Annotated in this window: 24 protein-coding genes; 16 read left to right on the forward strand and 8 right to left on the reverse strand. The window is 65.3% G+C overall.

Features of this window, described 5'->3' with window-relative positions; translation table 11 throughout:
- Nucleotides 1-39: 39 nt before the first annotated feature.
- The gene (locus CLV46_RS03735) at nt 40-1,332 is read left to right on the forward strand and encodes an LCP family protein (protein WP_100365875.1); all 1,293 of its coding nucleotides are present in this window, start codon (nt 40-42) and stop codon (nt 1,330-1,332) included.
- 141 nt (nt 1,333-1,473) lie between these two features.
- On the opposite strand, the gene CLV46_RS03740 is transcribed toward CLV46_RS03735, so the two are convergent.
- From CLV46_RS03740 to rfbB, 4 genes are read right to left on the reverse strand one after another with little or no spacing between them, the layout of a single operon-like run.
- Complete coding sequence (locus CLV46_RS03740; RefSeq protein ID WP_100363536.1) at nt 1,474-2,340, reverse strand: glycosyltransferase family 2 protein; 867 nt, start codon at nt 2,338-2,340, stop codon at nt 1,474-1,476.
- Entirely contained in the window at nt 2,327-3,454 is a 1,128-nt protein-coding gene (locus tag CLV46_RS03745) for a glycosyltransferase family 4 protein (protein ID WP_100363537.1), read from the reverse strand. Before CLV46_RS03745 ends, CLV46_RS03740 begins: the two co-directional genes overlap by 14 nt.
- Nucleotides 3,451-4,305, reverse strand: a complete 855-nt coding sequence (gene rfbD / locus CLV46_RS03750) for a dTDP-4-dehydrorhamnose reductase (RefSeq protein WP_100365876.1) — start codon at nt 4,303-4,305, stop codon at nt 3,451-3,453. Before rfbD ends, CLV46_RS03745 begins: the two co-directional genes overlap by 4 nt.
- The gene (gene rfbB, locus CLV46_RS03755; protein WP_245866479.1) at nt 4,302-5,300 is read right to left on the reverse strand and encodes a dTDP-glucose 4,6-dehydratase; all 999 of its coding nucleotides are present in this window, start codon (nt 5,298-5,300) and stop codon (nt 4,302-4,304) included. Before rfbB ends, rfbD begins: the two co-directional genes overlap by 4 nt.
- Nucleotides 5,301-5,368: 68 nt before the next feature.
- Here rfbB and CLV46_RS03760 point away from each other — a divergent pair, with 68 nt between their 5' ends.
- The 9 genes from CLV46_RS03760 to CLV46_RS03800 all read left to right on the forward strand — a co-directional run bounded on the left by CLV46_RS03760 (nt 5,369) and on the right by CLV46_RS03800 (nt 16,156).
- Complete coding sequence (locus CLV46_RS03760; protein ID WP_100363539.1) at nt 5,369-5,977, forward strand: dTDP-4-dehydrorhamnose 3,5-epimerase family protein; 609 nt, start codon at nt 5,369-5,371, stop codon at nt 5,975-5,977.
- Complete coding sequence (rfbA, locus tag CLV46_RS03765; protein ID WP_100363540.1) at nt 5,974-6,837, forward strand: glucose-1-phosphate thymidylyltransferase RfbA; 864 nt, start codon at nt 5,974-5,976, stop codon at nt 6,835-6,837. The genes CLV46_RS03760 and rfbA overlap by 4 nt, the downstream gene beginning before the upstream one ends.
- A gap of 141 nt (nt 6,838-6,978) precedes the next feature.
- On the forward strand, nt 6,979-7,812 hold the full coding sequence (locus tag CLV46_RS03770; RefSeq protein WP_245866481.1) for a class I SAM-dependent methyltransferase: 834 nt from the start codon (nt 6,979-6,981) through the stop codon (nt 7,810-7,812).
- Nucleotides 7,813-7,910: 98 nt separating this feature from the next.
- Complete coding sequence (locus tag CLV46_RS03775; protein ID WP_100363542.1) at nt 7,911-8,747, forward strand: ABC transporter permease; 837 nt, start codon at nt 7,911-7,913, stop codon at nt 8,745-8,747.
- Entirely contained in the window at nt 8,744-9,487 is a 744-nt protein-coding gene (locus CLV46_RS03780) for an ABC transporter ATP-binding protein (protein WP_245866482.1), read from the forward strand. The genes CLV46_RS03775 and CLV46_RS03780 overlap by 4 nt, the downstream gene beginning before the upstream one ends.
- 94 nt (nt 9,488-9,581) lie before the next feature.
- Nucleotides 9,582-12,056, forward strand: a complete 2,475-nt coding sequence (locus CLV46_RS03785) for a glycosyltransferase (protein ID WP_245867011.1) — start codon at nt 9,582-9,584, stop codon at nt 12,054-12,056.
- Between the two features lie 34 nt (nt 12,057-12,090).
- Nucleotides 12,091-12,387, forward strand: coding sequence for a hypothetical protein (locus CLV46_RS03790; protein ID WP_100363544.1), 297 nt, complete (start codon nt 12,091-12,093; stop codon nt 12,385-12,387).
- A 23-nt stretch (nt 12,388-12,410) separates the two neighbouring features.
- The gene (locus CLV46_RS03795; RefSeq protein ID WP_245866484.1) at nt 12,411-13,940 is read left to right on the forward strand and encodes a glycosyltransferase family 2 protein; all 1,530 of its coding nucleotides are present in this window, start codon (nt 12,411-12,413) and stop codon (nt 13,938-13,940) included.
- 173 nt (nt 13,941-14,113) lie between these two features.
- A complete protein-coding gene (locus tag CLV46_RS03800; RefSeq protein ID WP_157802208.1) occupies nt 14,114-16,156 on the forward strand; it encodes a hypothetical protein in 2,043 nt (680 codons plus the stop codon).
- An 82-nt stretch (nt 16,157-16,238) separates the two neighbouring features.
- On the opposite strand, the gene CLV46_RS03805 is transcribed toward CLV46_RS03800, so the two are convergent.
- Nucleotides 16,239-17,765, reverse strand: coding sequence for a DUF2142 domain-containing protein (locus CLV46_RS03805; protein WP_157802209.1), 1,527 nt, complete (start codon nt 17,763-17,765; stop codon nt 16,239-16,241).
- A gap of 92 nt (nt 17,766-17,857) precedes the next feature.
- Between CLV46_RS03805 and CLV46_RS03810 the strand changes: the two genes are divergently transcribed.
- Together CLV46_RS03810 and CLV46_RS03815 are read left to right on the forward strand one after the other, a co-directional pair.
- Nucleotides 17,858-18,910, forward strand: a complete 1,053-nt coding sequence (locus CLV46_RS03810; protein WP_100363548.1) for a glycosyltransferase family 2 protein — start codon at nt 17,858-17,860, stop codon at nt 18,908-18,910.
- Nucleotides 18,907-19,974, forward strand: coding sequence for a UDP-N-acetylglucosamine 2-epimerase (locus CLV46_RS03815; protein ID WP_100363549.1), 1,068 nt, complete (start codon nt 18,907-18,909; stop codon nt 19,972-19,974). The genes CLV46_RS03810 and CLV46_RS03815 overlap by 4 nt, the downstream gene beginning before the upstream one ends.
- A gap of 5 nt (nt 19,975-19,979) precedes the next feature.
- Here the strand turns inward: CLV46_RS03815 and CLV46_RS03820 are convergent, their stop codons facing one another.
- Nucleotides 19,980-20,897, reverse strand: coding sequence for an alpha-1,2-fucosyltransferase (locus CLV46_RS03820; protein WP_100363550.1), 918 nt, complete (start codon nt 20,895-20,897; stop codon nt 19,980-19,982).
- 28 nt (nt 20,898-20,925) lie between these two features.
- Nucleotides 20,926-22,134 carry an oligosaccharide flippase family protein gene (locus CLV46_RS03825; protein ID WP_100363551.1) on the reverse strand — a complete coding sequence of 403 codons (1,209 nt, stop codon included), beginning with the start codon at nt 22,132-22,134 and terminating at the stop codon, nt 20,926-20,928.
- A gap of 150 nt (nt 22,135-22,284) precedes the next feature.
- Here CLV46_RS03825 and CLV46_RS03830 point away from each other — a divergent pair, with 150 nt between their 5' ends.
- The 4 genes from CLV46_RS03830 (at nt 22,285) to CLV46_RS03845 (ending at nt 25,581) form a co-directional block, all read left to right on the forward strand.
- The gene (locus CLV46_RS03830; RefSeq protein ID WP_245866486.1) at nt 22,285-23,019 is read left to right on the forward strand and encodes a glycosyltransferase family 2 protein; all 735 of its coding nucleotides are present in this window, start codon (nt 22,285-22,287) and stop codon (nt 23,017-23,019) included.
- Complete coding sequence (locus CLV46_RS03835) at nt 23,016-23,384, forward strand: DUF2304 domain-containing protein (RefSeq protein ID WP_100363552.1); 369 nt, start codon at nt 23,016-23,018, stop codon at nt 23,382-23,384. Before CLV46_RS03830 ends, CLV46_RS03835 begins: the two co-directional genes overlap by 4 nt.
- A 68-nt stretch (nt 23,385-23,452) precedes the next feature.
- Complete coding sequence (locus CLV46_RS03840) at nt 23,453-24,403, forward strand: NAD-dependent epimerase/dehydratase family protein (RefSeq protein ID WP_100363553.1); 951 nt, start codon at nt 23,453-23,455, stop codon at nt 24,401-24,403.
- Nucleotides 24,400-25,581 carry a DegT/DnrJ/EryC1/StrS family aminotransferase gene (locus tag CLV46_RS03845; RefSeq protein WP_100363554.1) on the forward strand — a complete coding sequence of 394 codons (1,182 nt, stop codon included), beginning with the start codon at nt 24,400-24,402 and terminating at the stop codon, nt 25,579-25,581. The genes CLV46_RS03840 and CLV46_RS03845 overlap by 4 nt, the downstream gene beginning before the upstream one ends.
- Nucleotides 25,582-25,634: 53 nt before the next feature.
- Here CLV46_RS03845 and gmd read toward each other — a convergent pair whose 3' ends face one another.
- Nucleotides 25,635-26,663, reverse strand: a complete 1,029-nt coding sequence (gene gmd / locus CLV46_RS03850; RefSeq protein WP_100363555.1) for a GDP-mannose 4,6-dehydratase — start codon at nt 26,661-26,663, stop codon at nt 25,635-25,637.
- Nucleotides 26,664-26,706: the final 43 nt, after the last annotated feature.

Below are 26,706 nucleotides of genomic sequence, written 5' to 3' on the forward strand. Positions count from 1 at the left end.
CAACCCGTCCGGTACCCGAACGCCGGGGACCGGGCGGTCATGACCCGGCGCGCGTGGTGGCTCGTGCTGCTCAACCTGTTCATCCCCGGATCCGCGCAAGTGCTCGCCGGCAATCGCCGGCTCGGCCGGTTCGGACTCGGCGCGACCCTCACGCTGTGGACGCTCGTCGTGGTCGCCGCGGCGCTGTTCTTCTTCTGGCGCACCGCCATCCTCTGGCTCGGCACCAACGTGTGGGTGCTGTCGATCGTGCAGGTCGGACTCGTCTTCTACGCCGTGCTCTGGGTCATCCTGACGATCGACGCGATCCGCCTCGCCCGACTCGTGCGCGCGGCACCGTCGGCCCGGCCGGCGGTCGCCGGTCTCGCGATCGTCGGTCTCGTCGCCGTGGCCGGGGTGGCCGGCTACGGTGCGCTCATCACCGGGTCGGCGCGGGATGCGATCAGCGGCATCTTCGGCGACGGTCAGCTCGCCGAACCGGTCGACGGGCGTTACAACATCCTGCTGCTCGGCGGAGACGCTGGCCCCGACCGGCTCGGCCTGCGCCCCGACAGCATCACGGTCGTGAGCGTCGACGCCGAGACCGGTGCCACGACGATGATCGGCATCCCACGCAACCTGCAGGACGCGCCGTTCGCCGAGGGCTCGCCCCTCTGGAACGAGTTCCCCGACGGCTACGACTGCGGCGACGACTGCCTCGTCAGCTACCTCTACACGCACGGCGAAGAGCATCCCGAGCTGTATCCGGACGAGGTCGCGGCGGGCAAGGACCCCGGCGTCGAGGCGATGATGGACGCGGCCGAGGGTGTCACGGGCCTCGTCATCCAGTACTACGTGCTCATCGACATGCAGGGCTTCGCGAGCATGGTGGATGCCCTCGGCGGCGTGGACATCGACGTGAAGGAGCGGCTCGCCCTCGGGGCGAACGCGTTCCCTGACGGGACCCCCGCCGACCCGATCGGCTACATCGAGGCGGGACAGCAGCACATGGACGGGGCGACCGCGCTCTGGTACGCCCGCTCGAGGTACCAGACCACCGACTACGACCGGATGCGGCGGCAGCGCGAGGTGCAGGAGGCGATCGCGCAGCAGTTCGAGCCGGCGAACGTGATCACCAAGTTCCAGGGCGTCGCGGCGGCCGGGCAGCAGGTCGTGCACACCGACATCCCGAGCGGCATGCTCGCCCGGTTCGGCGACCTCGCGCTCAAGACCCGCGAGCACCCGATCACCGACGTCGAGCTCGTGCCGCCGCTCGTCGAGGTGGATGACCCGCACTACGACGCGATCCATCAGGCGGTCGCGGATGCGACCGCCCCGGTTGAGGCGAAGCAGTAGAAGTACCCGCTCCCTGAGCCCGTCGAGGGGAACCTGCCGTGCAACCCGCTTCGACGGGCTCAGCGAGCGTGTGCCGTTCCCTGAGCCTGTCGAAGGGAACCGCCGTACGATCGCTTCGACGGGTCGGCGAGCGGGATCCGGTCAGGCGCCGCGGCGCACCCGACGGCGGGTGATGCGCGCGCGCACCGACAGCCCGATGTTGAGGCCGAACCGGATGGGCCACATGAGGGCGCCGGAGTACTTCTTCGACAGGAACCGACGGGCGCTGTCGTGGTGGGCCTGCAGCATCAGCTCGGACACGCTCGCGGTCGAGTGTCCGCCGATGTGCGTGACCTCCGCGGACGGCTCGTAGATGTTGCGGGCGCCCGCCTCGCCGAACCGGTAGCCGAGGTCGACGTCTTCGAAGTACATGAAGTACCCCTGGTCGAAGCCGCCGAGGCGCTCGAACACCTCGCGCCGCACGAGCACGCACGCGCCGGACAGCCAGCCGGCGTCGCGGCGGTGCGGCTCCGCCTCGTTCTCGAGGCGGTACGCGCGCGTCCACGGATTCGTGAGCCACAGGTTCGCGAACAGCGCGTGGCCGACGCCGGTGCGCAGCGACGGCACCCGCCGGGCGGACGGGTACACGGTGCCGTCGACGTTGCGGATGAGCGGACCCACCGCACCCGCGTCGGGCGTCGCATCCGCCGTCTCGACGAGGCGCTCGATCGAGCCGGGCGCGAAGCTGATGTCGGAGTTGGCGATGACGACGTACTCGATCGCCGCCGGCAGCTGCGCGACCGCCGCGTTGATCGCCCCGCCGTAGCCGCGGTTGTCGGGCAGTCGCAGGTAGGTCGCGCCGCGCTCCTGCGTCATCGCGCGCGCCTCGTCGGAGGCGGCGTTGTCGGCGACGACGACCGCGAGCGGATGCGTCGAGGCGGCGGGCAGGGACGCGAAGAACTCGGGGAGCACCGCCTCGGACCGGTAGTTGACGGTCACGACCGCGGTGCGGGCCTCAGATGTCGGCATGCAGTTGCCACACCTTCTCGGCGGAGTCCCGCCAGCTGAACGCCTTCGCCCGGTCGCGTCCCTCGATGCGCAAGCGCTCCGCCAGCTCGCGGTCGCCCAGCACCGCGGCGATCGCGTCGGAGAGCTGATCGGAGTAGTCCTCGCTCAGCGGCACGACGCGGGCGGCGCCGGCGCTCACCTCGAGCAGCGCGGGGTCGTCGGCGTGCACGACCGGTGTGCCGAGGCTGAACGCCTCGACGACGGCGAGACCGAACCCCTCGGCGCGGCTCGGGTGCACGTACACGGCGGCGCGTTCCAGCACGACGGCGAGATCGGGGTCGGCGAGGTGGCCGAGGGGGCGCACCCGGTCGGCGGGCACACCGGCGGACTCGAGCGCCTGCTGCAGCCGTGCGCCGTCTTCGATGCCGGTGAGCAGCACGGGCAGCCCGCCGAGCTCGCGGTGGGCGACCGCGGCGAGCAGCGCGTCGAGGCCCTTGCGCTGCTCGAACGAGCCGTGGGCGAGCAGGTACTCCTTCGGCAGCCGCAGCTCGGTCGCCCGTGCCTCGGCGTCGATGGGGGTCTTGAGCGCGGAGCTCACGGCGCCGGCGATGACGCGCACCCGATCGCCGAGGTCGAGCACCTCACGCAGCTGGTCGGCGACCGAATGGGTCGGCGCGACCACCGCATCCGCGTACCGCTGCGCCCGCTTGCCCATCGCCCGCTGCCAGGAGACGGTGCGCGGCGGCAGGAGTGCCGGGTCGGTCCAGGCGACCGCGTCGTGCATCGTGACGACGATCTGCGTGCCGCGGTCCTCGACCCGGTCGTGCTTCGAGAGCGGGGCGAGCAGGCTCGGCGCGTGCACCATGCCGGCACCGGGCAGGCGGGTGAAGCCGTGCTGCCACGCGGCGGTGAGCTCACGCCGGGCGAGTGCGCTCTTGTGCAACCGGGCGAGGCCGGGGAGCTTCTCCGCGATGTCGGCGTAGTCGCTCTCGGGGGAGGCGGATACGAAACCCTCGACCGTACAGCCGGGGGGAGCGGTGCGGATGAGCTCGCGCGTCAGCTCCTCGGTGTACCGGGCGACGCCGCTGCGTACCGGTGCGACCATCTCGTCGATGATCACCCGCAGCGTCGTCATCTCGCTCCCAGGGCTCCAGTTCCGAACGCGTCGGCCAGCGCATCCTGCCAGGGACGCATCGGCGAGAGCCCGACGCGCGACCAGGCGTCGTGACCGAGCACCGAGAACGCGGGCCGGGGAGCCGGTCGCACGAACGCCGTGCTGTCGGTCGGCCTGACCCTATCAGGGTCGAGACCGGCGAGCCTGAAGACCTCGCGGGCGAAGTCGAACCAGCTCGCGCGACCCGAGTTGGTGCCGTGGTAGACGCCGGCGGGCGCGTCGGAGTCGACGAGGGCGACGAGCTGTTTCGCGAGGTCGAGCGTCCACGTCGGCTGTCCCACCTGGTCGGTCACGACGGAGACGGTGTCGCGGTCGGCGGCGAGGCGCAGCATCGTCGCGGCGAAGTTGGGTCCGTGCTGTCCGTACAACCACGCGGTGCGCACGATGTACCCGCCCGTGGGGTGGGCGGCGAGCACCGCTCGCTCGCCCTCCGCCTTCGTGCGGCCGTACGCGCTCACGGGGTTGAGCGGTTCGTCCTCCGCGTACGGTTCGTTCGCGCCGCCGTCGAACACGTAGTCGGTCGAGACCTGCACGAGCCTCGCGCCCGCCGCCGCGGCAGCACTCGCGAGGTTCGCCGCGCCCGTGGCGTTGACCGCGTAGGCGGCCTCCTCGTTCGACTCGGCGTCGTCCACCTTGGTGTACGCGGCGGCGTTGAACACGACGTCGGCCTCGCGCACCGCCTCGGCCGTCGCCGAGGCGTCGGTCACATCGAGCTCGGACCGTGTCAGCGCGACCACCTCGCGGCCCGCGAGCACCTGCTGCAGGTCGGTGCCGAGCATCCCGCCCGCGCCGACGACGAGGTAGCGCATCAGGCCTGGCCCGTGGCGGCGTACTTGGCCTCGGTCGCGTCCTTCTGCGGCGCCCACCACGCCTCGTTGTCGCGGTACCACTCGATCGTCGCGGACAGGCCCGCCTCGAAGTCGCTGTACGCGGGCGCCCAGCCGAGTTCGCGGCGGAGCTTCGACGAGTCGATGGCGTAGCGGAGGTCGTGGCCGGGACGATCGGTGACGAGGTCGTAGGCGTCCGCCGGCTGACCGAGCCGGGTGAGGATGAGCTCGACGACGTCCTTGTTGTTCTTCTCCCCGTCGGCGCCGATGAGGTAGGTCTGGCCGATCTCGCCCTTCTCGAGGATGGTGAGCACAGCGGAGGAGTGATCGTCGGCGTGGATCCAATCGCGCACGTTCTCGCCCGTGCCGTAGAGCTTCGGGCGCTCGCCGCGCAGCACGTTCGTGATCTGCCGGGGGATGAACTTCTCGACGTGCTGGAACGGTCCGTAGTTGTTCGAGCAGTTCGAGATCGTCGCCTGCACGCCGAAGGAGCGGACCCAGGCGCGCACGAGCAGGTCGCTGCCCGCCTTGGTCGACGAATACGGGCTCGACGGGTTGTACGGCGTGTGCTCGGTGAACCGCTCCGGGTCGTCGAGTTCGAGGTCGCCGTACACCTCGTCGGTGGAGATGTGGTGGAACCGCGTGCCGTGCTTGCGCGCGGCCTCGAGCAGGGTGAACGTGCCGATGATGTTGGTGTCGAGGAACGGCCGGGGGTCGCTCAACGAGTTGTCGTTGTGGCTCTCGGCGGCGAAGTGCACGACGGCGTCGTGCTCGGCGAAGAGTCCGTCGACGAGCGCGGCGTCACCGATGTCGCCCTGCACGAACTCGAAGCGGTCCTCCGGGAGGCCGGCCAGGCTCGCGAGGTTGCCGGCATAGGTCAGGAGGTCGAGCACCGTGACCGTGTGATCCGTGTTGCGGATCACGTGGTGCACGAAGTTCGAGCCGATGAAACCGGCGCCGCCGGTGACGAGGATCTTCACGAGGTGTTGCTCACTTCCGTCGATGACCGCCCGATTCTACCGAGAGGGCCCATTGGTAGACTTCCGCGGTGCAGATCCGAGAACTCTCCATCCCGGATGCCTACGAGATCACGCCCAAGCAGTTCGGTGACGACCGCGGTGTGTTCCTCGAGTGGTATCGCTTCGACCGGCTCGAAGAGGCCATCGGGCACTCGCTCGACCTGAAGCAGGCGAACACCTCGGTGTCCAAGCGCGGCGTCGTGCGGGGCATCCACTACGCCGACATCCCGCCGAGCCAGGCGAAGTACGTGACGGTTACCCACGGCGCGGTGGTGGACTACGTCATCGACATCCGTGTCGGCTCGCCGACCTTCGGGCAGTGGGACTCGGTGCTGCTCGACACCACCGACCGTCGTGCCATCTATCTCTCGGAGGGACTCGGCCACGCATTCGTCGCCCTCACCGACGACGCCACCGTGAGCTATCTCGTGACCGACACCTACAACGCGTCGCGTGAGCACGGCATCAACCCGCTCGACGAGCAGGTCGGCCTCGTCTTTCCGCCGGAGGCAGGAGAGCCGTTGCTGTCGCCGAAGGACACGGACGCGCCGTCGCTTGCCGAGGCTGAGACGTCGGGCATCCTGCCCAGCTGGGACGAGGCGCGCGCGTTCTACGCGTCGCTGGGGGAGAAGCGATGAAGGGCATCATCCTCGCCGGCGGATCCGGCACCCGGTTGTGGCCCATCACCAAGGGCATCTCGAAGCAGCTCATGCCGATCTACGACAAGCCGATGATCTACTACCCGCTGTCGACGCTCATGATGGCGGACATCCGCGACATCCTGATCATCACGACACCGGAGTACAACGACCAGTTCCGCGCGCTGCTCGGTGACGGGTCGGAGCTCGGCATCAACCTCGAGTACGCCGTGCAGCCGTCTCCCGACGGACTCGCGCAGGCGTTCATCATCGGCGAGGAGTTCATCGGCGACGACTCCGTCGCGCTCGTGCTCGGCGACAACATCTTCCACGGCGCCGGCCTCGGCTCGTCCCTGCGGTCGAACAACACGCTCGACGGCGGCCTCATCTTCGCGTACCACGTGTCGAATCCGACGGCCTACGGCGTCGTCGAGTTCGACGAGTCGATGAAGGCTGTCTCCATCGAGGAGAAGCCGACGAAGCCGAAGAGCAACTACGCGGTGCCCGGCCTCTACTTCTACGACAACGACGTGGTGCAGATCGCGAAGACGATCGAGCCGAGCGCGCGCGGGGAGCTCGAGATCTCGACCGTCAACGAGCGCTACCTCGAGGCCGGCCGCCTCCAGGTGCAGGTGCTCGACCGCGGTACGGCCTGGCTCGACACCGGTACCTTCGAATCGATGATGCAGGCCTCCGAGTACGTGCGCGTGATCGAGGACCGCCAGGGTTTCAAGATCGGCTGCATCGAGGAGATCGCCTGGCGCGCGGGCTGGATCGACGACGCGCAGCTCGCCCTGCTTGCCGCCCCACTGCAGAAGAGCGGGTACGGCCGGTATTTGCAGGGGCTCCTGGCTTCGTGAACTCGTCGCACATACGCTGAGGTCGTCGTCGGCGCGGTCGTCCACACGCGCTCGTCGGGAAAGGTGCACGTGTCACAACCCATCACGCTCGCAACTCCCGGCGTCTCGAGTGCCTCATTTTGGTATCCCACCTACTTCCCCGTGTCCGCGTGGATCGAACACGCGCCTTTCGCTTCCTGGCTGATCGACGCGGCTCGCCCCCGATCAGTGGTCGAATTGGGTACCCACAACGGGTTCTCGCTCTTCGCGTTCGCTGAGGCTGCCAGGCGGCTGGGTCTGCAGACGCAGCTCACCGGGCTGGACAGCTGGGAAGGTGACGACCAGGCCGGGTACTTCGACCCGACGGTCTACGAGACCGTCAAGCGTGAGGCCGCTGATCGATTCCCGGAATCCGTGCGACTCATCCGGGGGTATTTCGTCGATTCCGTCGACAAGATCCGCGACGGATCGGTGGATCTGCTCCACATCGACGGACGACACGGGTACAACGACGTGCGAGCCGATTTCGAGCAATATCGACCCAAATTGAGTGAACGTGGAGTCGTGCTTTTCCACGACATCGCGGAGCACGGGAAGGGGTTCGGCGTACATCGCTTCTGGGACGAGGTCGCCGGGCAGCATCCCTCTTTCTCGTTCGAGCATGGCCACGGTCTCGGGGTGCTCGCTGTCGGGAAGCGGGCGCCCGACAGCGTGCTCCGGTTCATCGAGATCGCCGGCGCCCAGGGCGGTGCCGTACGCGACGCCTATGCACGGCTGGGCGCGCGGATCGTCGAGTACTACCGCGGGGCAGTCGAGGCGCCCGCCACCCTCGTGCACTTCCGCAACCTTCGTGCGCAGGCCGAGATCGACGCGCGCGCGGCGATGGAGGAGACATCACGTCTCCGCCAGGAACTCGCGCGTTTGCAAGCGAGCGCCAGCTGGCGTGTTACCGGGCCTCTGAGGTGGGCACGGGGTCTTCCACGCCGGATCAGGTAATCGGTCGATCGCCGGACCGTCGACCGGGCGGGCACTCCGGTGTCCTGAAGTATGCTGGTGCGCGGCTTGCCGCCGTGCTGAATCGATGTGAGGAAGACTTGTCCTATCTGACCGAGATTCTCTCCTCGCGCGAACTGCTCATCAATCTCACGCGGCGCGAGATCCAGGGCAAGTACAAGCGGACGATCTTCGGCCAGCTATGGTCGCTTGTCAATCCCTTGGCGATGATGCTCGTCTACACCTTGGTATTCGCGTTCATCTTGCGCGTACAGCCCGACCCCGGCGATCCAAGCGGTATCGACGTATTCGCCGTATGGCTGCTCTGCGGACTGCTGCCCTGGACGTTCTTCTCCAGTGTCGTCACCTCCGGGATGGGCTCGCTGGTCGGCAACGTCGGTCTCATCCAGAAGGTCTATTTCAGCCGCATCGTGCTGCCCGTGTCGGCTGCGGCGTCCATCGCCTTCAACTGGGCGTTCGAAATGGGCGTTCTGCTGGTGGTACTGCTCGTGTGCGGTGCGTTCGTGCTGCCGTGGATTCCCGCACTCATCGTGATCATGGCGCTTCTGGCGGTCTTCGCGATCGGGATTGCGCTCATGCTGTCGATCGCAAACGTGTACTTCCGCGACACGCAGCACCTCCTCGCAATCGTCATGCAGCTGTGGCTCTATCTCACCCCGGTGATCTACCCGATCAGCCTCCTCGAGTCGCAGAGCGATGAGATCGGTGGGTTGTGGGGCAGCGGGGTCACCCTCCTCGACATCTACCGCCTGAACCCGATGGAGCGATTCACCGAGGTGTTCCGCAACGTCCTCTACGACAACCGCTGGCCGGAAGTCGGTGATGTGCTGTACTGCGTCGGGGCAGCCGCGGTGAGTCTGGCGATCGGAATGTTCGTGTTCCGTCGCAATGAGAAGAAGCTGGCGGAGGCGCTGTGAGTGACGCGGCTGTCGCCGTTCGCGACGTGAGCAAGAAATTCCGTCTCTACCATGAGCGGAACCAATCGCTGAAGTCGGCCATCATGCGTCGTCGTACCTCCGTGTACGAGGATTTCTGGGCTCTCGAGGACGTCTCTTTCGACGTGCCCGAGGGATCGACGTTCGGACTCATCGGCAGCAACGGCTCGGGTAAGTCGACGCTTCTCAAGTGCCTGGCCAAGATCTATTACCCCGAGAAGGGGTCGATCACCGCCAACGGCAAGCTGGCAGCGCTCCTCGAGGTCGGTTCTGGCTTCCACCCCGAGTTGAGTGGCCGCGAGAACATCTACCTGAACGGCTCTATCCTCGGCATGGGGAAGAAAGAGGTCGATGCGAAGTTCGATGCGATCGTCGACTTCTCCGGGGTAGAACACTTCATCGATCAGCCGGTGAAGAACTACTCGTCGGGCATGTACGTCCGCCTCGGATTCGCGATTGCGATCCACGTGGATCCCGACATCCTCGTCGTGGACGAGGTGCTTGCGGTCGGAGACGCGGAGTTCCAGGAGAAGTGTCGCCAGAAGTTCGCCGAGTACAAGCGTCTCGGGAAGACGGTCATCCTGGTCAGTCACGCCATGGACACGGTTCGCGACATGTGCGACCACGCGGCATGGCTTCGCAATGGACGACTGCTGCAGGTCGGGCCGGCGGATGCGACCATCGCCGCGTACACGGCGTCGCTCGGCGATCATCCTGCCTGAGAACCCGACATTCGCGATTGATAGAGTCTCGGAGTTCCGGGAGTTGAGGGGCACAGTGAAGAAACGTCGTGCGGGAGTGGTCTCGGTCGTCCTCGTGAACTTCCGAGGAACGGACGACACGATCACGGCCGTCGCCGGCCTGCAGCAGCTGGACTGGCCGGCCGATCGGCTCGAGATCATCGTGGTCGAGAACGGTTCAGGCGACGACAGCCTCCGACGGCTTCGTTCGGAGGTGACCGGGGCGGTCATCGTCGAGTCGAAGGTGAACCGCGGTTTCGCTGGCGGGTCGAACCTGGGTGTGCAGAAGTCGACGGGTGAATACGTCGCATTCCTGAACAACGACGCGCGGCCCGACGCGCGCTGGATCGCCGCGGCCGTGGCGGCGTTCGAGAGCTCTCCTCGGATCGGGGCCGTGGCCAGCAAGGTACTTGACTGGGAGGGCGAGCGGGTCGACTACGTCGACGCTGCACTCACCTGGTACGGCATGGGTTACAAGCCGCATGCGGGAGAGCGTGACCTAGGCGCCTGGGACACCCCGAAGGATGTGTTGTTCGGCACCGGCGCGGCAATGTTCGTGCGGGCGGAGGTCTTCCTCGAACTCGGCGGATTCGACGAGGACTACTTCATGTTCTACGAGGACGTCGACCTCGGTTGGCGACTCAATCTGCTCGGGTATCGCTTCCGTTACGTCCCCACGTCGTTGGCCTTCCACAAGCATCACGCGTCGATGGAGAAGTTCGGGGCATACCGCGAGACGTACCTGCTCGAGCGGAACGCGCTGTACACGCTCTACAAAAATCTCGACGACGCATCCCTCGCCCGAGTGCTTCCCGGGGCACTGGCGCTGACCACGCGGCGCGCGGTCGGGCGTGGGTCCCTCGACTCGAATTCGTTCGATCTGCGGCAGCGCGACGACGACCGTCGGTCGACGATCGAGGTCTCCAAAGACACGATGGCGGGCGCCTATGCGGTGGACCAGTTCGTTCAACTGCTGCCAGCCCTCACCGAGAAGCGTCGGATCGTCCAGTCGACTCGGCGGGAGGATGAGCGCAACATCGTCGCGCTCATGGGTAACACCGACGAGCCCGCCTACCCCATCGACTACTACCTCGACGGGTACGAGCGCATCGTCCAGTCGCTCGGTCAGCTCGACGGTGCGCGACGCCGGCGGGTGCTGGTCGTCACCGGCGACCCTATCGGGGCCCGAATGGCAGGACCGGCGATCCGTGCGTGGAACATCGCTCTCGCGCTCGTCGAGGAGCACGACGTCAGGGTGGCCAGCATGGCTTCCGTGGAGCGCCTGGACGAGCGGATAGAGGTCGCGGCGATCTCACATCACCGGCCCGAGTCGGCCGAGGAGCACGAAGCATGGTGCGATGTCATCATCGTGCAGGGGCACGCGCTCGAGCTGTTCCCCGCGTTCGAGCGCAGCGAGAAGATCGTGGTTGTCGACCTCTACGACCCGCTGCATCTCGAACAGCTCGAGCAGGGGCGGAATCAGCCATTCGGCGACTGGGACCACCAAGTGGCCGAAGCCGTGGATGCGCTCAACCACCAGCTCACGGTGGGCGACTTCTTCATCTGTGCGAGCGAGCGGCAACGGCACTTCTGGCTCGGCCAGCTGGCCGCTGTGGGCCGTATCAATCCGAGCAACTACTCGAGGGACAACTCTCTCGAGTCGCTGATTGCGGTGGTGCCGTTCGGCATCTCCGATGAGGAGCCGCGGAAGACCGCGCCCGCGATCAAGGGCGTCGTTCCGGGTATCGGCATCGACGACAAAGTGATCGTCTGGGGCGGCGGCATCTACGACTGGTTCGACCCCGGCTCGCTCATCCGGGCCGTCGCCCACCTCGCGAAGCGTCGTCCGGAGGTGAAGCTCTTCTTCATGGGCGTTCGACACCCCAATCCGGTGGTGCCCGAGATGCCCGCAGTCGCTGCGGCGCGATCCCTTGCCGAGAGTCTCGGAGTCGCGGGCAGGAATGTGTTCTTCAACGAGAACTGGGTGCCTTACGAGGCCCGTCAAAACTATCTGCTCGACGCAGACCTCGGCGTCTCGACTCATTTCGCGCACGTTGAGACGACCTACTCGTTCCGAACCCGGATCCTGGACTACCTCTGGGCAGGCCTGCCCATCGTCACGACTGAGGGCGACTCCTTCGCCGACCTGGTCGGAGCAGAGGGCCTCGGCGCCGTCGTGCCGGAACGGGACGTGGACGCACTCGTGCATGCCCTCGAGGCGCACCTCTTCGACTCGGAGCCGATCGCGACCGCCAGGGCTAACGTTGCGCGAGTACGAGAACGCTTCCGCTGGTCGACGACGTTGCAGCCGGTGGTCGACTTCTGTCGGGAGCCGCAGCACGCGAGCGATCGTGTGCTGTCGCTGGGCAAGAACAAGAAGAAGTTGAAATCGCGGCGCGGCGCGGGCCCTGTCGAGCGGGCGCGGGCCCCGCGGCGCACGGGATGGCGGCGCGATGTCGATCGCGTGCGCTACTACCTGGCCAACGGCGGACCCTCCGCCGTCGTCGAGCGCTGGAATGCCCGCCGCAGCCGGAAGCGAGACGCATCGTGACTGATCCGGGCGACGCACAAGGAGAGCTGGAGCGATGACACCCGCGGACGAGACGACGAATGCGGCGACCGACCCCGCAGCAGAACGGGAACGACTGCTCGCGATCATCCAGGACCTCGCTCACAATCAGTTGATCGCACGCGATGTCGAGCTCGGCTTGCGTGCTGAACTGCTTCAGGCCCGCATCGATCTGGAGCATGCGCAGGCTCGCGAATCGCACGGGGCCAACGAAGCCGTGCGCCTCATGAAGCGGTCGACGACATGGCGTGTCGGCCGCGCCATCACCGGGGTGTTCGCTCCGGTCAGCCAACTCGCGCGGAGGCTGCGTTGAGGGATCGCCAGCCCCTCGTCTCCGTGATCACGCCCGTCTATGAGACTGACCACGACGTGCTTCGCCAGATGGTGGAGTCGGTACGGGCGCAGACTTTCGCAAACTGGGAGCTGATCCTGGTCGACGATGCGTCGCCGTCGAACCGAGTGCGGATCGAGCTCGCCGGGTTCGCCGGCGCCGATGATCGGATCCGGGTGGTGCTGCGCGAGTCCAACGGCGGTATCGTCGCCGCGTCGAATGACGCGCTCGGCGCGGCGCGGGGTGAGTTCGTGGCACTCGTGGACCATGACGACGTCATCACGGAGGACGCGCTCGCCGAGGTTGCGGAGGCGATCAAAGCCGAGCCGGAGGCAGACTACATCTACTCCGACGAGGACAAGATCACCGTCACCGGCGAGCTCTACGACCGCTTCGACAAGCCCGACTGGTCCCCCGAACGTCTGCGGGGGCAGATGTACACCGGTCACCTGTCGGTGCTGCGTCGATCCATCGTCGCAGCCGTCGGGGGTTTCGATCCTGCAGCCGAGGGATCTCAGGACCACGATCTCGTGCTCAAGGTGACGGAGAGAGCGCGAAAGGTCGTCCACATTCCGCGCGTGCTCTATCACTGGCGCGCCGTCGCCGGATCGACCGCAGCGAGTAACGAGAACAAGTCATACGCTTGGGACAACGGGTGCGCTGCCGTCAACGCGCACCTCGTGCGCGTCGGCATCCGCGGTCGCGCGGAGCTCGGTCCGGTACCGGGGACGTATCGCGTAGTGCGCGACGATCAGCCTGGCCGTCTGGTGAGCGTCGTGATCCCCACGCGCGGTACGGCAGGTGTCGTGTTCGGCGAGGAGCGCGTGTTCGTCGTCGACGCCGTCCGCTCGATACTCGAGCACACGGCGCACGAGGCGATCGAATTCGTCATCGTCTATGACAGTGACACCCCGGCAGACGTGCTCGAATCCTTGGAAGAGGTGGCGGGACCGAAGCTGCGACTGGTGCCCTACCTCGACCCCTTCAACTTCAGCCGCAAGTGCAACGTGGGCGTGCTCGCATCGCGTGGAGAATATGTGCTGGTCGTCAACGACGACATCCGGAGCATGAGCGATCGCATCGTCGAGACGATGATCGGACCACTGGCCGAATCCGATGTCGGGATGACGGGCGCGTTCCTCTTCTACGAGGACGGCACCATTCAGCACGCGGGACACAGTCACCATATGGGCGACTACACCCACGCGTATCATCAGGAACGTCCAGATGCCTATGGTGCGTTCTCTTCCCTCCTGATCAACCGTGAGGCCGCTGGCCTGACGGCGGCCTTCATCGGCATGCGGCGGGACGTCTACGAGGACGCCGGGGGGTTCTCAGAGCTGCTGCCCGGCAACTTCAATGATGTGGACCTGTGCATGAAAGTACGTTCGCTCGGCTACCGCTTGGTGTGGCTCACTGACGCCCGACTGCATCATTTCGAGTCGAAGTCTCGGAACCCGCTTGTGCACTCCTACGAGGAGAAGACGATCGTCGATCGCTGGGGCCGACCCGAACGCGATCCTTACCTGGCCTGAAACGCGCTAGGCGCCGCCTCCCCGGCCGGGGGTGAATCGCGCGAGTTGCCGCCGCGTACGGCGACTCCCGCCTCGAGCCGGTCTGCCAGCGTGTTAGCGTGCCTACACGCCGCCCGGCTAGGCATCGAATACATTCAGCGGTGAATGACCAGTCGGGTGAGGTAGGGGGAGCCGTGCGCAGAATCAAGATTTCGACCATTCCGGTCTTGATCGCCGTGTTCGCGACCTTCCTGACTGTGGGGAACCCGAGCAGAGCCGAAGCCGTGGTCGGGAGCGACTTCGACCCCGGTTACATCATCTCCGATCAGGCGTTCTTCGATTCCGGGTCGATGGGCGAGGGTGAGGTCCAGCGTTTCCTGGAGGCCCAGATGCCGCGATGCGCGGGGGCCAACGGACAGGCCTGCCTGCGGGATTACTCGTCGTCGACGTTCACGCGAGCCGCCGTCGGTGCGAATCACTGCGGAGCGTATGAAGGTGCCGCGAGCGAGAGGGCGAGCCGCATCATCGCCAAGGTGGCGCAGGCGTGCGGCATCAGCCCGCGGGTCCTTCTTGTCATGTTGCAGAAGGAGCAGGGGCTGGTGACCGCTGCGTCTCCCACGGAGCGGCAATACCGCGTCGCCATGGGGTACGGATGCCCCGACACGGCGCCGTGCGACGCGCAGTTCTACGGGTTCTACAACCAGGTCTACAAGGCTGCGTGGCAGTTCCGCCAGTATGCGCAGCGGCCCACCAATTGGCGCTACCGCATCGGCAACGTGGCTGTGCAGTATCACCCCAACGCCGCTTGTGGAGCTCCAGTGGTCAACATCCGCAACCAGGCGACCGCAAACCTCTACAACTACACGCCATACCAACCGAACGCTGCCGCGTTGAACAACCTCCGCGGCTCTGGCGACGCATGCTCGTCGTATGGGAATCGAAACTTCTGGGTCTTTTATAACGACTGGTTCGGTTCGCCCACCGGACCCGTCAGCCCGCTGGGGAGTATCGACCTCATCTCCACTTCTCCTGGTCAGGTACGTGTAGGCGGTTGGGCGTTCGACCCGAACTCGAAGAACCCTATCGACACACACATCTACATCAACGGGGTGGGGTACATCCTCACCGCGTCGCAGCCGAGGCCGGATCTGCCGCCGGTCTTCGGCGACATCGGCCCGAATCACGGGTTCGACGGCACCTTCCCGACAACCACCGGAGGCGCGCAGGAGGTGTGTGTCTACGGCATCAATATCGGGCCAGGCTCCAACACATTGATCGGGTGTCGCACGGTGCAGGGCATGAGCGGCTCACCCATCGGCAACGTCGAAGCGGTCTCGTCCGCGCGCGGCTCGATCTCTGTCTCCGGATGGGCGATCGATCCAGATTCGGTCGGCGCCGTCTCGATGCACGTCTACGTCGACTCCCAGGGCAGTGCTCACGACGCGAACCAAGACCGCGCTGATGTCGGTGCCGCCTACCCCGCTTACGGCTCGGGGCATGGGTTCAATGTCTCCATTCCCGCTTCGTCCGGAACACACAACGTGTGTGTATACGGCATCAACGTCGGCGCCGGCTCGAACCGGCTCTTCGGATGCTGGACGGCGACAGTCGCCACGGGCTCACCGACAGGTGTCGTGGAGGCGATCACGTCATCACCCGGTGCCGTCAGCGTTTCCGGCTGGGCTCTCGACCCGGACACTGCCGACCCGATCCCCGTGCACGTCTACGTCGGGTCGCAGGGCAAAGCGGTCCTTGCTGAAGGTGCGCGTCCAGACATCGCTCGCGCGTTCCCTGGATATGGCGAACGCCACGGATTCAATGTCGTGATGCCTGCGGCACCCGGCGCCTCGGACGTCTGCGCCTATGCGATCAACGTAGGCGGGGGCGTCAACAGACTTCTCTCGTGCACCCGTGTGACGGGTATGTCGGGCAGCCCCGTCGGGGTAATCGACTATGTCGCGCGCAATGGAAACGACGTGCAGGTCGGCGGCTGGGCTTTCGATCCCGACACGGCCGACCCGATCGTCCTGACGATCGAGGTTGACGGCGTGCGCACTGACATCACCGGGAATGGCTCACGCCCCGACGTGGGGTCCGCCTACCCCGCTTATGGCCCGAATCACGGATACAGCGCGACGATTCCGACGACTCCGGGTAGCCACAACGTCTGCGTGACGGCGCGGAACGTCTCCAACGGCACGGATGTTCGTCTGGGGTGCCGCCAACTCGCGGGATGATCGTCCTCGGGTGAATCGACTGCGGACACCGCCGCCGGCGAGTGCCCGGTGGCGAAAACTCGACACGCTCGACCCAATGCGACTAAGCGGTCACCTTCGGCTCGATCTCTGGCTCCGCATCCCGCGTCCGGTCCGTGTGCTGAGTACCCCACCAGATTGCGAGGGCGATGAGGCTGACGCTGAACGCAACCGTTCCGGCGAGCCAGACGACGTTGGGGCCAAACGGAAGCCCCCACCACCACTCGATGGATGATTCGAGGTTCGCGCCGCCCACATCCGTCCCTGTGACATAACGACGGAGGTTTGTGTGCAGCGCCGCGCCATTCGCGATGCTCAGAGCGGCAACCAGCGCCCAACGTTGTGGGGTGCTGAGCTCGACGCGTCTGAGTCCAGTCAGTGACACCATGATGAGAATCAGCATGAGCGGGTATACGTACCGCGGCTGCACATAGGTTCCGACGTAAACCTGGTCGTGCACCAGGATGTACATCGGGATCGCGACAAGACTGGCCGCGACCAGCGCCAGCGCGATGCCTTTACGTCTGCCCACTTGCTGCAGTCCCCAGAAAAGTACTGCGGCATACGTTGCGATCGCGGGCACCCAGACCAGCGGCGGCAGGAAGGTGTCGAGCCAGCCTAGACCGGCCGTTCCCAGGGCTCCGGTCCACAGTTGGGGCAGCAGAGTTAGATTGGTCAAGGTCAGGCCCCACACCTCGCCGGCCGAAGCGCCATCGTCTGCAAGGGTCGTCGGGTTGGCGGCGTTCGCATGGCCTGACGCGAAGAAGAAGATGAGCGCAACGACTACGAGGAGAGCAGGAGCAGCGGCAGCGCGCAGGAACCGGCGCGTGGGGGAAAAGGCCAATACCGTACCGACGACGATCGCCAATCCGCTGTAGACCGCCGAGTCTCCACGCGCCCCCGCACCGATGATCGTTCCGACCAGCGCAAGCGCGATCAGCGCGATCCTGCGGCGTCGGTCGTCCTCGCGGAAATAGGCCGTGACCGCGAGCCAGGTGATGATCGCCGAGGTGATGGCCCAGCTACTGGGGTTCACACTGGCGACGAGGAACATACCGAGAGGGACCATGGCGGCTGCTGTGCCCCACAGCAGCGCGCCGCGCAATGAGCGGCCTACCAGCCCGAACGCGAGCGTGAGGAGCCCGACGAAGACGGCCGCATTGACGAGGCGCATCACGATGACCGAGAACGACACGTCCGGGCTTGCGAACGGACTGAGCGCGAGGTAATACAGGGGAGGGTAATCGCCCCGGAAATTGCCGCGGTCAGACTCGACGAAGTCGTCGGCGTCGGACTGCGGGCAGGATGCCGCTTGCGTGGCATCGAAGCTGTAGCACTGTGAGGCCTCGAGTACCTGCTCGGGTACTCGGCGCTCATCCGCAGTGTCACCCTGGCCACACAGCCCCTCGCGCGGGCCCTGCGCGCACCAGATACTGGCCATGTGGTAGTCGTCATCGGGGCTGGACCCGACAGGGGACGCAATCGCCCATGAGGCGAGCGCGAGGAACATCGCCAGCGGCACGGTCAGCAGGATCCATCGTCCGCGATGTACAGCAACGGGCTTCACTGACTCGACTTCGTCACCACGCACTCGCATACCCTAGCTTGTGGCTCGAGTCGGTCATGTCTGCTCTCGCCTAGGATCGTCGAGGCGCGCGATCTGTTGTCGATAGAAGGGACACGGTGGACGTCGAACTCTCGGTTGTCATCCCTGCGTACAACTCTGCACCCTGGCTCCCCTCGACCCTCGATGCTCTCGCGGATGCTCTGGCGCAAGCGGACATGCCTTTCGAGATCCTCGTTGTAGACGACGGCTCAACAGACGACACCTCATCCGTTGTGCGTACGTGGAGCACCACGCATCAGGTGCCCGTCCGTATCCTCCGGCAGACGAACTCGGGCCGGTTCCTGGCACGGTGGGCAGGGGTGACGGCGGCGGCCGGGAGCAGGCTGCTGCTCCTTGACTCGCGCGTTCTTCTTCATCGGGGAGCCCTCGCTCACGTGGAGGCTGTGGAACGCCGTAGTCAGCAGCAGGAGACCTGGAACGCCCATGTCGTCACCGACGGAGCCGGACCCTTGGTGACCCTGTTCTGGGAGGTCCCGGTTCACGTGTTCTGGGGTCGCTATCTTCGCGCGCCGCGAGCGACCCACATCGATCTGCGAAATTTTGATCGCCTGCCCAAAGGCACCACCGCGTTCCTCGTCGAGCGGATGAGCTTCCTCGAGGCCGCGCGAGCCTGCTGGCCCGAGGGCGATGCGAGGTTCGTCTCGGACGACACCCGCCTACTGCGCTACCTCTGCGCGCGTTCTTCCCTACGCTTGGACCCGTCGTTCAGTGCGACATACCGGGCACGGACATCCCTGGGGGCCTTTCTGGCTCACGCTCGGGACCGAGGCACGCTCTTCGTCGATTCGTATGCAGGCACGTCCGTGTTCCGTACAGTCACGCTGCTCCTGCTCGTCGCCGCCCCGATCGCCATCCTGACGGTGATTGCCTGGCTGGCCCTCGCCGGTGCCTGGACGGGGGCTGCTGCCGTCCTGATCGCCAGCTTGGTCGCCCTCGCTCTCCCCGCCGCTCTTGCTCTCCGCAATGGTGTCGCTCACCGCGCAGTCGCGTCCTACTTCGCCTATTCCGTTCCGTTTGCGTTGTGGTTTTGGGCCGGCCTAACACGAGGAGCGATCATTCACCGCAGGAAGTTCGTCCGGGCTTCCCGCGTCACCGAGGAGGCTTCGTGATCATCTTCATCTACGGAACGACCGCTGAGGCCATCAAACTGGCGCCCGTCATCCGGCGGTTGATGAATAAGGGCGTCGCGTTCGAGCAGTGGTTGACCCACCAACACACCGAGGCTCTCGCCAAGCTCCTGCCGGAGCTCGGCCTCCCCCCGGCTGACCGGGTCATCGCCTACGGCAATCAAGGGGAACCACTGCGCTCCTATGGCGACGTGCTGCGCTGGCTCTGGAGCATCTTGAGATGGCTCGTTTCGCATGCACGTGGTCTGCGACGTTCCCTTCCGCGATCGAGTGTCGTCGTTGTCCATGGAGATACCATGACGAGCGTCGTGGGGGCGTTCATCGCGCGTCGCCTCAAGCTTCCCAGCGCTCACGTAGAGGCCGGGCTGCGTTCCGGGGACTGGCGCAATCCTTTCCCTGAGGAGCTTGACCGTCGGATCGTGGGTCGGTGGGCCAGGCTGCACTACGCACCTTCTCTCGAAGCGGTCGACAATCTGAAAGGCCGGCCAGGCGTGGTGTACACCGAGGGGAACACCGTCATCGACGCCATACTCGATCGCGATCAGGTGGAGACGGGGGACGATACGTCGTTCGGGATCGTCCTTCTTCACCGATTCGAGTTCATCTCCAACCCGAACCTGGTCAACGAGACGATGAGTCGACTCTCGGCCAGCCCGGTCAAGTTGAGAGTGCTGGTGGACGCCTACTCCTCATCGAAGATGACCGAGGCGGCTGACCGGCATCCAGAAATCTTCACCGTGATGCCGAAGCTCGACCATGAGGGTTTCATCGCGCTGGCGCGTCGCGCGGAGTTCATCGTGACCGACTCTGGTGGAGTGCAGGAGGAAGCAGCGCTACTGGGCGTGCCCACGCTCGTTCACCGACGGGCGACTGAGCGTGCCGAGGGCCTGGGCGAGAACGCGGTGCTCTCAGGCTGGGATCAGAACGTCGTGTCGCGCTTCCTCGCGGAATACGCGCGGTACCGGAGACCTCAGCGCAAACTGGAGCGTTCCCCTTCCGACATCGTGGTCGAGGACCTCCTCAGCCATGGCTTCGGCTCCCGCTGACTCTGTCAGCGCGCGTCGAGACCGATCCACTCGGGGAACAGTAGGTCGGCTTTCGCGGTTCCTGTCTCGTTCCAGGGCCGCGGAGCGATGACTGGGAGATTGGAATCGCGCCTCCGCATCAGCCAGCCGGCCCACCAGCTGAAGCTCGAATTGCTCATGACGAGGCCGCTGCCGTAGGACATCGCGCGCATGGTGTTCACCGGCGAGAGCACGCCTTCTGGGTCGGCGAATTCGATGTCGAGATCGAGGTCGCCCAACTCCTCCTGGACAAGGTTGGGGGAGTCGGAGAAAAGCCTGAGCGGTGCGGCTGCGCCCATCTGTTGCAGAAGTCGATACGCGCGCCGCGCGTATGCCGTCGTCGCAATGACCCGCCGCGACTCCGGCGCGTTCAGGTAGTCACCGCGTCTCAGGTGCAGTGTCAGTCGCGGTGTCGCAGCGTAGTGGGCCAGGAGGTCCGCCTCTGCCGGTGAGGTCGGTGCGCTCTCGATCAGTTGATGCATCGAATCGGCGGAGCGCTCGAAATACCGCGCTGACTGGAAGTAACCGAAGATGGTCGTTCCAGGCCGGATGTCGTTGATGGCGGGGTCGTACCGTGAGGAATCACGTTCGAAGAAGACCCGCCTACGAACCGGACGGGTGAAACGCGGAAATGGCAGGACTCGTTCCTTGCTCAGGCGCACGGAAGTCCAAGGGCTGTGCGGGCCCAGGACGACACCCGGTGCCCCGATGTCCTCCAGTTCGAAACGCCAGCCCCCTCGGACGTCGTGATTGGAGGTATCGAGGTACAGCGGGCATTCGAGTCGCTTCGCCTGCTCCCACGCGGCCGCCAGAATGAACAGCTGATTACCGAGCCCACCCGCTACGTAGGCGCATACGCCATTGCCGATGTTTATCTCGGTGTGCTGGGTGACCGACTTGTTCACGAGCCCCTACCCTAGCCGGGCGGCGCTCCTATGGGCGATCGCCGGTGGTCGCAGCTGTGCGGCCCGCGCGCCATTCGAGCACGATGAATGCCGCAAGCACCGCGGTACCCGTCAGTCCGATGCTGATCACGAACTCGGTCAAGCGAGGGAGAAGAAGGATTCCCGCCCCGAACTGGGCGAAGGCAGCCGCAAGAAGCACGATTAACGCCGGCCGAGATGCTGTGGCCGTCATCCGGATGAGTAGCCCCTGCGCGACGATCCACGGGACGTATGCCAATGCAAGCCCGGCGAGGATCGTGGCGGCGCCCGAATACTGGATGCCGTACACGAGCACCAGAACCGGACGGCCGAGGGTCCAGAACAGCAGGAAGAGGGCGAACCCTCCCAGCAAGGTCACCATAGCGGTCAACCGCACCCCCAGGCGGCTGAGTTCGGCGTTGCCTTCCTGGCGCACGAATCGCGGCAGCAAGTACAGCGAAAGGGTGGCCGGGATAAGAAGACCCGACTTGACCAACGTCACAGCGGCGGCATATTGACCTGCCTCCTCCGCGGGAATCGCGTTCCTCACGAGGATGACGTCGACGTTGGTCATCCAAGCGAAGGTGATCGTCGTGACGATCACCACGAGTGAGTCAGCCGAGAACGGGCGCCCACCATCGGTCATTCCCACCCTGCGTGCTCTGCCTTGAGCGCCGACCACCGCGAGCAGGCTGCCCGCAAGCACCGCAAGGAGCGCGCCCTCCAGCCGCATTCCGGCAGCGAACACCGCGCTCACCAGAGCGACCCGAAGGAGCAGGGAGGCGGTCGACCACCAGACGGCAGCCTGGGAGTCGCCGCTTCCCTGGATAATCCCGACAGCGCGCGCGAAAAGGAAGCTCAGGAGTACCGAGATCGCTGCGAGGAAGGGGACGAACCATTCGGTGTCAAGGGCGGCTGAGATGGCGGGAGATGCGACAGCAACGATCGCAGCGCCGCCCAGGCCGAAGGCCAGGGCTTCGATGAGAGTGGGATCGCTGCTCAGGCGCTTCAACGAGCGCGCCCGTGGCGTTGAGAGGGCACGCGCGGTATGAACCGCGACGGAGTTTTGCAGTGAAGCGCTACCGAATGCCGCCACATTGACAATCGCGAAGAAGGCGGACAGAACGCCGAACCGCTCGGCTCCGAGTACACGAGCGGTGATGATCTGGAAACCGAACGTCGCCAGAATGCCCAGAGCGCTGGCGAGGCCGATCTTCACAACCGCAGCTCCGTGCGACGAGACGTGCGGCGACAAGCGCATCCACAGGCGGCGGATTCGGTTCACGGATTCCCATCTGCAGACGTTCGCGGCCGCTGTAGCTCGACGCGGCGCGCCAGCACGAGTCTAGAGAGTCGATACGATTGGCGCGTGCGAGCGGACTTCAGCGGGATCCTCATCGTCGTGCCCGCATGGAACGAGGAGGAGTCCGTCGGCGCAGTGGTGAGGGACGTTCGTCACACTCTGCCCGGCGCAACATGCTTGGTCGTCGACGATGGTTCGACCGACTCGACTTCACTCCGCGCCAAGGAAGCAGGCGCACGTGTTGTTCGGCTCCCGTTCAACCTCGGTGTCGGTGGCGCCATGCGCCTGGGCTTCAAGTTCGCGCGGGATGCTGGCTTCGACGCCGTCGTGCAGATCGACGCTGACGGTCAACACAATCCTGCTGACGTGCCCGCATTGCTGGACGCGTTGCGAACATCTGACATCGCCATCGGGGCTCGATTCGCGGGCGTGGGGGAATACGCCGCACGCGGTCCGCGTCGCTGGGCGATGCGCCTGCTGTCCTCGGTGCTGAGCCGGGTAGCCCGGACGAAGCTCACCGACACCACATCCGGCTTCCGCGCTTGCGGTCCGAAAGCGATGGCGATCTTCGCCGAGAATTACCCCGCGGAATATCTAGGGGACACCATCGAGGCTCTCGTCATCGCCGCCCGAGAGGGATGCGTGCTGACTCAGGTGCCGGTCGCAATGAACCCGAGAATGGCGGGAACGCCGTCGCACAATCCCGCCAAGGCCGCGGTGTACCTCGCCCGTGTCGTCTTGTCGCTCGTCTTCGCCCTGGTCAAGCCGACTTCTTCCTACCGAGAGGCGGCCGCTACATGAGCCCGGTCACGTATGCCTTCGCCGTTGCGTCTTCGGTGTTCACGCTCGCTCTAGTCGTCTGGCTACTGCGCAGAGGTCGTCTTCGGGAGCGGCACGCGATCTGGTGGCTGATCGCGTCGTCGCTCGCATTAATCGTTAGCATCTTCCCCGCCACCCTCGCTTGGGCGACGTCACTGCTGGGCTTCAGTATCGGGTCCAACCTCGTGTACTTCACGAGTATCGCGATCCTCGTGCTGGTGTGCATTCAGCACAGCTCGGAGCTCACCAGGGTGGAAGCCCAGGTTCGTACGCTGGCAGAAGAGGTGGCCCTTCTCCGACTGGCTGTCTCCGAGCCCGATGATCCGTCTCGGAGCGATCGCGGCTGACGTGGGACATCGCTCTCCGCGGCTGGCTTAGGCTGAAGTGTTGGGATCGAGGCAGTGAAGGGCGAGTAATGCGAGTAGTTCTGACGGGCGGGCGCGGAATGCTTTCCTCGGCGATCGCCCGCGCGTGGCAAACGGAGCGACCTGGAGACAAGATCATCCGGCTCACTCGTGAAGACGCCGACTTGACCAACGCAGCAGACGCCCGTCGCGCGTTGGCGAACGCTCAACCGGACTTGCTGATCCACGCTGCGGCGAAGGTCGGTGGTATCGCGGCGAACGTAGCGGACCCTGCCGGCTTCCTGATGGACAATCTGCTCATCGACACGAGCGTGCTTCGGGCAGCGACTGATCTGGGGGTCCGCGATCTCGTCTATGTGGGCAGCTCGTGTATGTACCCCAAGGACTACCGCCAACCGCTTGTCGAGACGGACATTCTGGCGGCGCCGCTGGAACCGACGAACGAGGGGTACGCGATCGCCAAGATCGCAGCGGCCAAGTATTGCGAGTACGCCTCACAGCAGTTCGGACTCAACTACCGGGTGATCGTCCCCTCCAACCTGTACGGTCCGGGCGATGACTATGCGACCGGTCGAAGCCACCTTGTCGCCGCCGCAATCGCGAAGACCCACGCGGCGAAGATCGCGGGAGCGGGATCGGTAGAGGTCTGGGGAGATGGCACGGCCCGACGCGAGTTCACCTTCGTCGACGACGTCGCACGATGGCTCGCGACGGCCACGGGTGATATGGCCGAGTGGCCAGCGATGCTTAATGTCGGGGCGGGGCGCGATCACACGGTTCTCGAGATCCATCAGATCGCGGCACGCGTGACGGGTTGGGAGGGCGAGTTCGAGCTGCAGCCCGAGCGTCCTGCCGGTATGCGCCAGAAACTCATGGACTCCGGCGAGGCCAAGAAGCGTGGTTGGCGTCCGACTACCTCGCTGGAGAATGGCATGCGCATCGCGTACGAGGCTTTCCTCGCGCGGGAAGCCGAACAGCAGCAGGAAGGCACGAGGGTATGACGAGTAAGGAGCGCGGTCTGCCTCTCGCGACGACGACCTGGGACGACCGCGAATACGCGGCGATCCAGGAAGTGGTTGAAAGCGGTCGATTCACGATGGGCCCACGCGTGGCCGAGTTCGAGCGACAGTTCGCCGAATTCGTCGGTGCACGCTCTGCCGTGATGGTCAACTCCGGGAGCAGCGCCAACCTCGTCGGATTGACCGCAGCGGTATACGATCCCGACATCCCGCTCGGGCCGGGCGACGAGATCCTTGTGCCCGCGGTGTCGTGGGCCACGACCTACTATCCCGTGACCCAGCTGGGCATGAAGCTCCGGTTCGTGGATGTCGACGAGCACACCCTTAATATCGACCTCGACGCGTTGGAACAGCGGATCACTCCTCGGACCAAGGCGGTCTTCGCCGTCAACCTGCTCGGCAACCCGGTCGATTTCGCACGCCTACGGCACATCTGCGACAAGCACGATCTCGTGTTCTTCGAGGACAATTGCGAGTCGCTAGGCGCTCAATTCGAAGGTCGCCACGCGGGAACCCACGGCCTATTCGGCACCTTCTCTTCGTTCTTCTCCCACCACATCTCGACGATGGAAGGTGGGCTAGTCGTTTCCGATCGCCCCTACATCGAACAGGCTTCCCGTTCGTTGAGAGCGCACGGATGGACACGGGAGCTTGCCGCCGACAACCTGATCCATCCCAAGAGCGACGACCCGTTCGAAGACCTGTTTCGCTTCGTGCTACCCGGATACAACGTGCGTCCGGTCGAGATGTCGGGTGCCATCGGTTCCGAGCAGATCCGGAAGCTTCCGGACCTGATCACCGGTCGCCAGCGCAATGCCGAAACATACGTGCGTGTCTTCGCAGAGAGTGATCGCGTCGACATTCAGCACGAAACCGGGTCAAGCAGTTGGTTCGGGTTCGCCCTCCTGCTCAAGGGTGAGCTCGAAGGCCGGAGGAAGGACGTGGTCTCCGCGCTCACCGCTGCAGGCGTCGAAGTGCGGCCCATCGTCGCGGGCAACTTCGCTCGCAACCCGGTCATTCAACGACTTGACGCCGACGTGCCGCCGGAGCTGCCCAACGCCGACCGTGTGCACCACCAAGGGCTATTCATCGGCAACCACCACTACGACATCAGTTCTGAGATCGAGACGGTCGCGGAGATCGTCGAAGCGATTCGCTGACCGGCAGGGCACCTGCTGACCGGCGATTCAAGCTCGCCGGTCAGCGCTGATCCTTATCGGCTCACGACATCGATCCAGTGAGCGTGACCCTCGGTCTCCAAGCGCGCGACGTCGGCGTCGACCATGATCTCCGCGAGACGCGGCGTCAGGACGTTGGGCACCCAGCCGAGCGTTTCCTTCGCGAAAGAAGCGTCACCGATGAGGGAATCGACCTCGGTGGGGCGCAGGTATCGTTCGTCGAACTCGACATACTTTTCCCACTCGAGGCCGACATGCGAAAAGGAGAACTGAAGGAAGTCTCGGACCGTGTATGCCTCGCCGGTCGCGAGCACGTAGTCGTGAGGCTCGTCATGCTGAAGCATCCGCCACATCGCTTCGACGTACTCGGGCGCATACCCCCAGTCGCGAACCGCATCTAGGTTGCCCATGTAGAGCTTGTCCTGCACGCCTGCAGCGATGCGCGCCACGGCGCGAGTGATCTTCCGAGTGACGAACGTCTCGCCCCGTCGAGGCGACTCGTGATTGAACAGGATCCCATTGACTGCGAAGAGACCGTAAGCCTCGCGGTAGTTCTTGGTCATCCAGTACGCGTACACCTTGGCGGCGCCGTAGGGCGATCGGGGGTAGAAAGGCGTGGTCTCGCTCTGAGGGGGAGGAGTTGCGCCGAACATCTCCGAGCTGCTGGCCTGGTAATAGCGCGCGTTGACGCCGCTCACGCGGACCGCTTCGAGCAGTCGCATGGCACCCACGCCCGTAGTGTCGGCCGTATATTCGGGCTCATCGAAACTCACTCGCACGTGGGATTGAGCTCCCAGGTTGTATACCTCGTGAGGCTGGATGTCCCCGAGCAAGGTCACCAACCGGGACCCGTCGGTAAGGTCTCCGTAGTGAAGGGTCAGGGGGTGTACGTCTTCGTGCGGATCGCGAAAGAGGTGGTCGATGCGCGACGTGTTGAACGTCGAAGCACGCCGGATCAGACCGTGGACTTCGTAGCCCTTGCTGACCAGGAGTTCGGCGAGATAGCTCCCGTCTTGGCCGGTCACGCCGGTGATCAACGCGCGCTTTGGCTCGCTTGTGCTCATGATTTCTCCTTAGTACGGCTCAGCCGTACCATCTTGCCGGACG

The sequence above is a fragment of the Diaminobutyricimonas aerilata genome, from assembly GCF_002797715.1.
In the GTDB taxonomy this organism is placed as follows: domain Bacteria; phylum Actinomycetota; class Actinomycetes; order Actinomycetales; family Microbacteriaceae; genus Diaminobutyricimonas; species Diaminobutyricimonas aerilata.

Excerpts from the sequence above, each read along its gene's own strand:
- CLV46_RS03790 (WP_100363544.1), top strand. The coding sequence starts at position 12,091 with ATGACACCCGCGGACGAGACGACGAATGCGGCGACCGACCCCGCAGCA.
- CLV46_RS03840 (WP_100363553.1), top strand. The coding sequence starts at position 23,453 with ATGCGAGTAGTTCTGACGGGCGGGCGCGGAATGCTTTCCTCGGCGATC.
- rfbA (WP_100363540.1), top strand. The coding sequence starts at position 5,974 with ATGAAGGGCATCATCCTCGCCGGCGGATCCGGCACCCGGTTGTGGCCC.
- gmd (WP_100363555.1), bottom strand. The coding sequence starts at position 26,663 with ATGAGCACAAGCGAGCCAAAGCGCGCGTTGATCACCGGCGTGACCGGC.
- CLV46_RS03745 (WP_100363537.1), bottom strand. The coding sequence starts at position 3,454 with ATGACGACGCTGCGGGTGATCATCGACGAGATGGTCGCACCGGTACGC.
- CLV46_RS03835 (WP_100363552.1), top strand. The coding sequence starts at position 23,016 with ATGAGCCCGGTCACGTATGCCTTCGCCGTTGCGTCTTCGGTGTTCACG.
- CLV46_RS03740 (WP_100363536.1), bottom strand. The coding sequence starts at position 2,340 with ATGCCGACATCTGAGGCCCGCACCGCGGTCGTGACCGTCAACTACCGG.
- CLV46_RS03845 (WP_100363554.1), top strand. The coding sequence starts at position 24,400 with ATGACGAGTAAGGAGCGCGGTCTGCCTCTCGCGACGACGACCTGGGAC.
- CLV46_RS03735 (WP_100365875.1), top strand. The coding sequence starts at position 40 with ATGACCCGGCGCGCGTGGTGGCTCGTGCTGCTCAACCTGTTCATCCCC.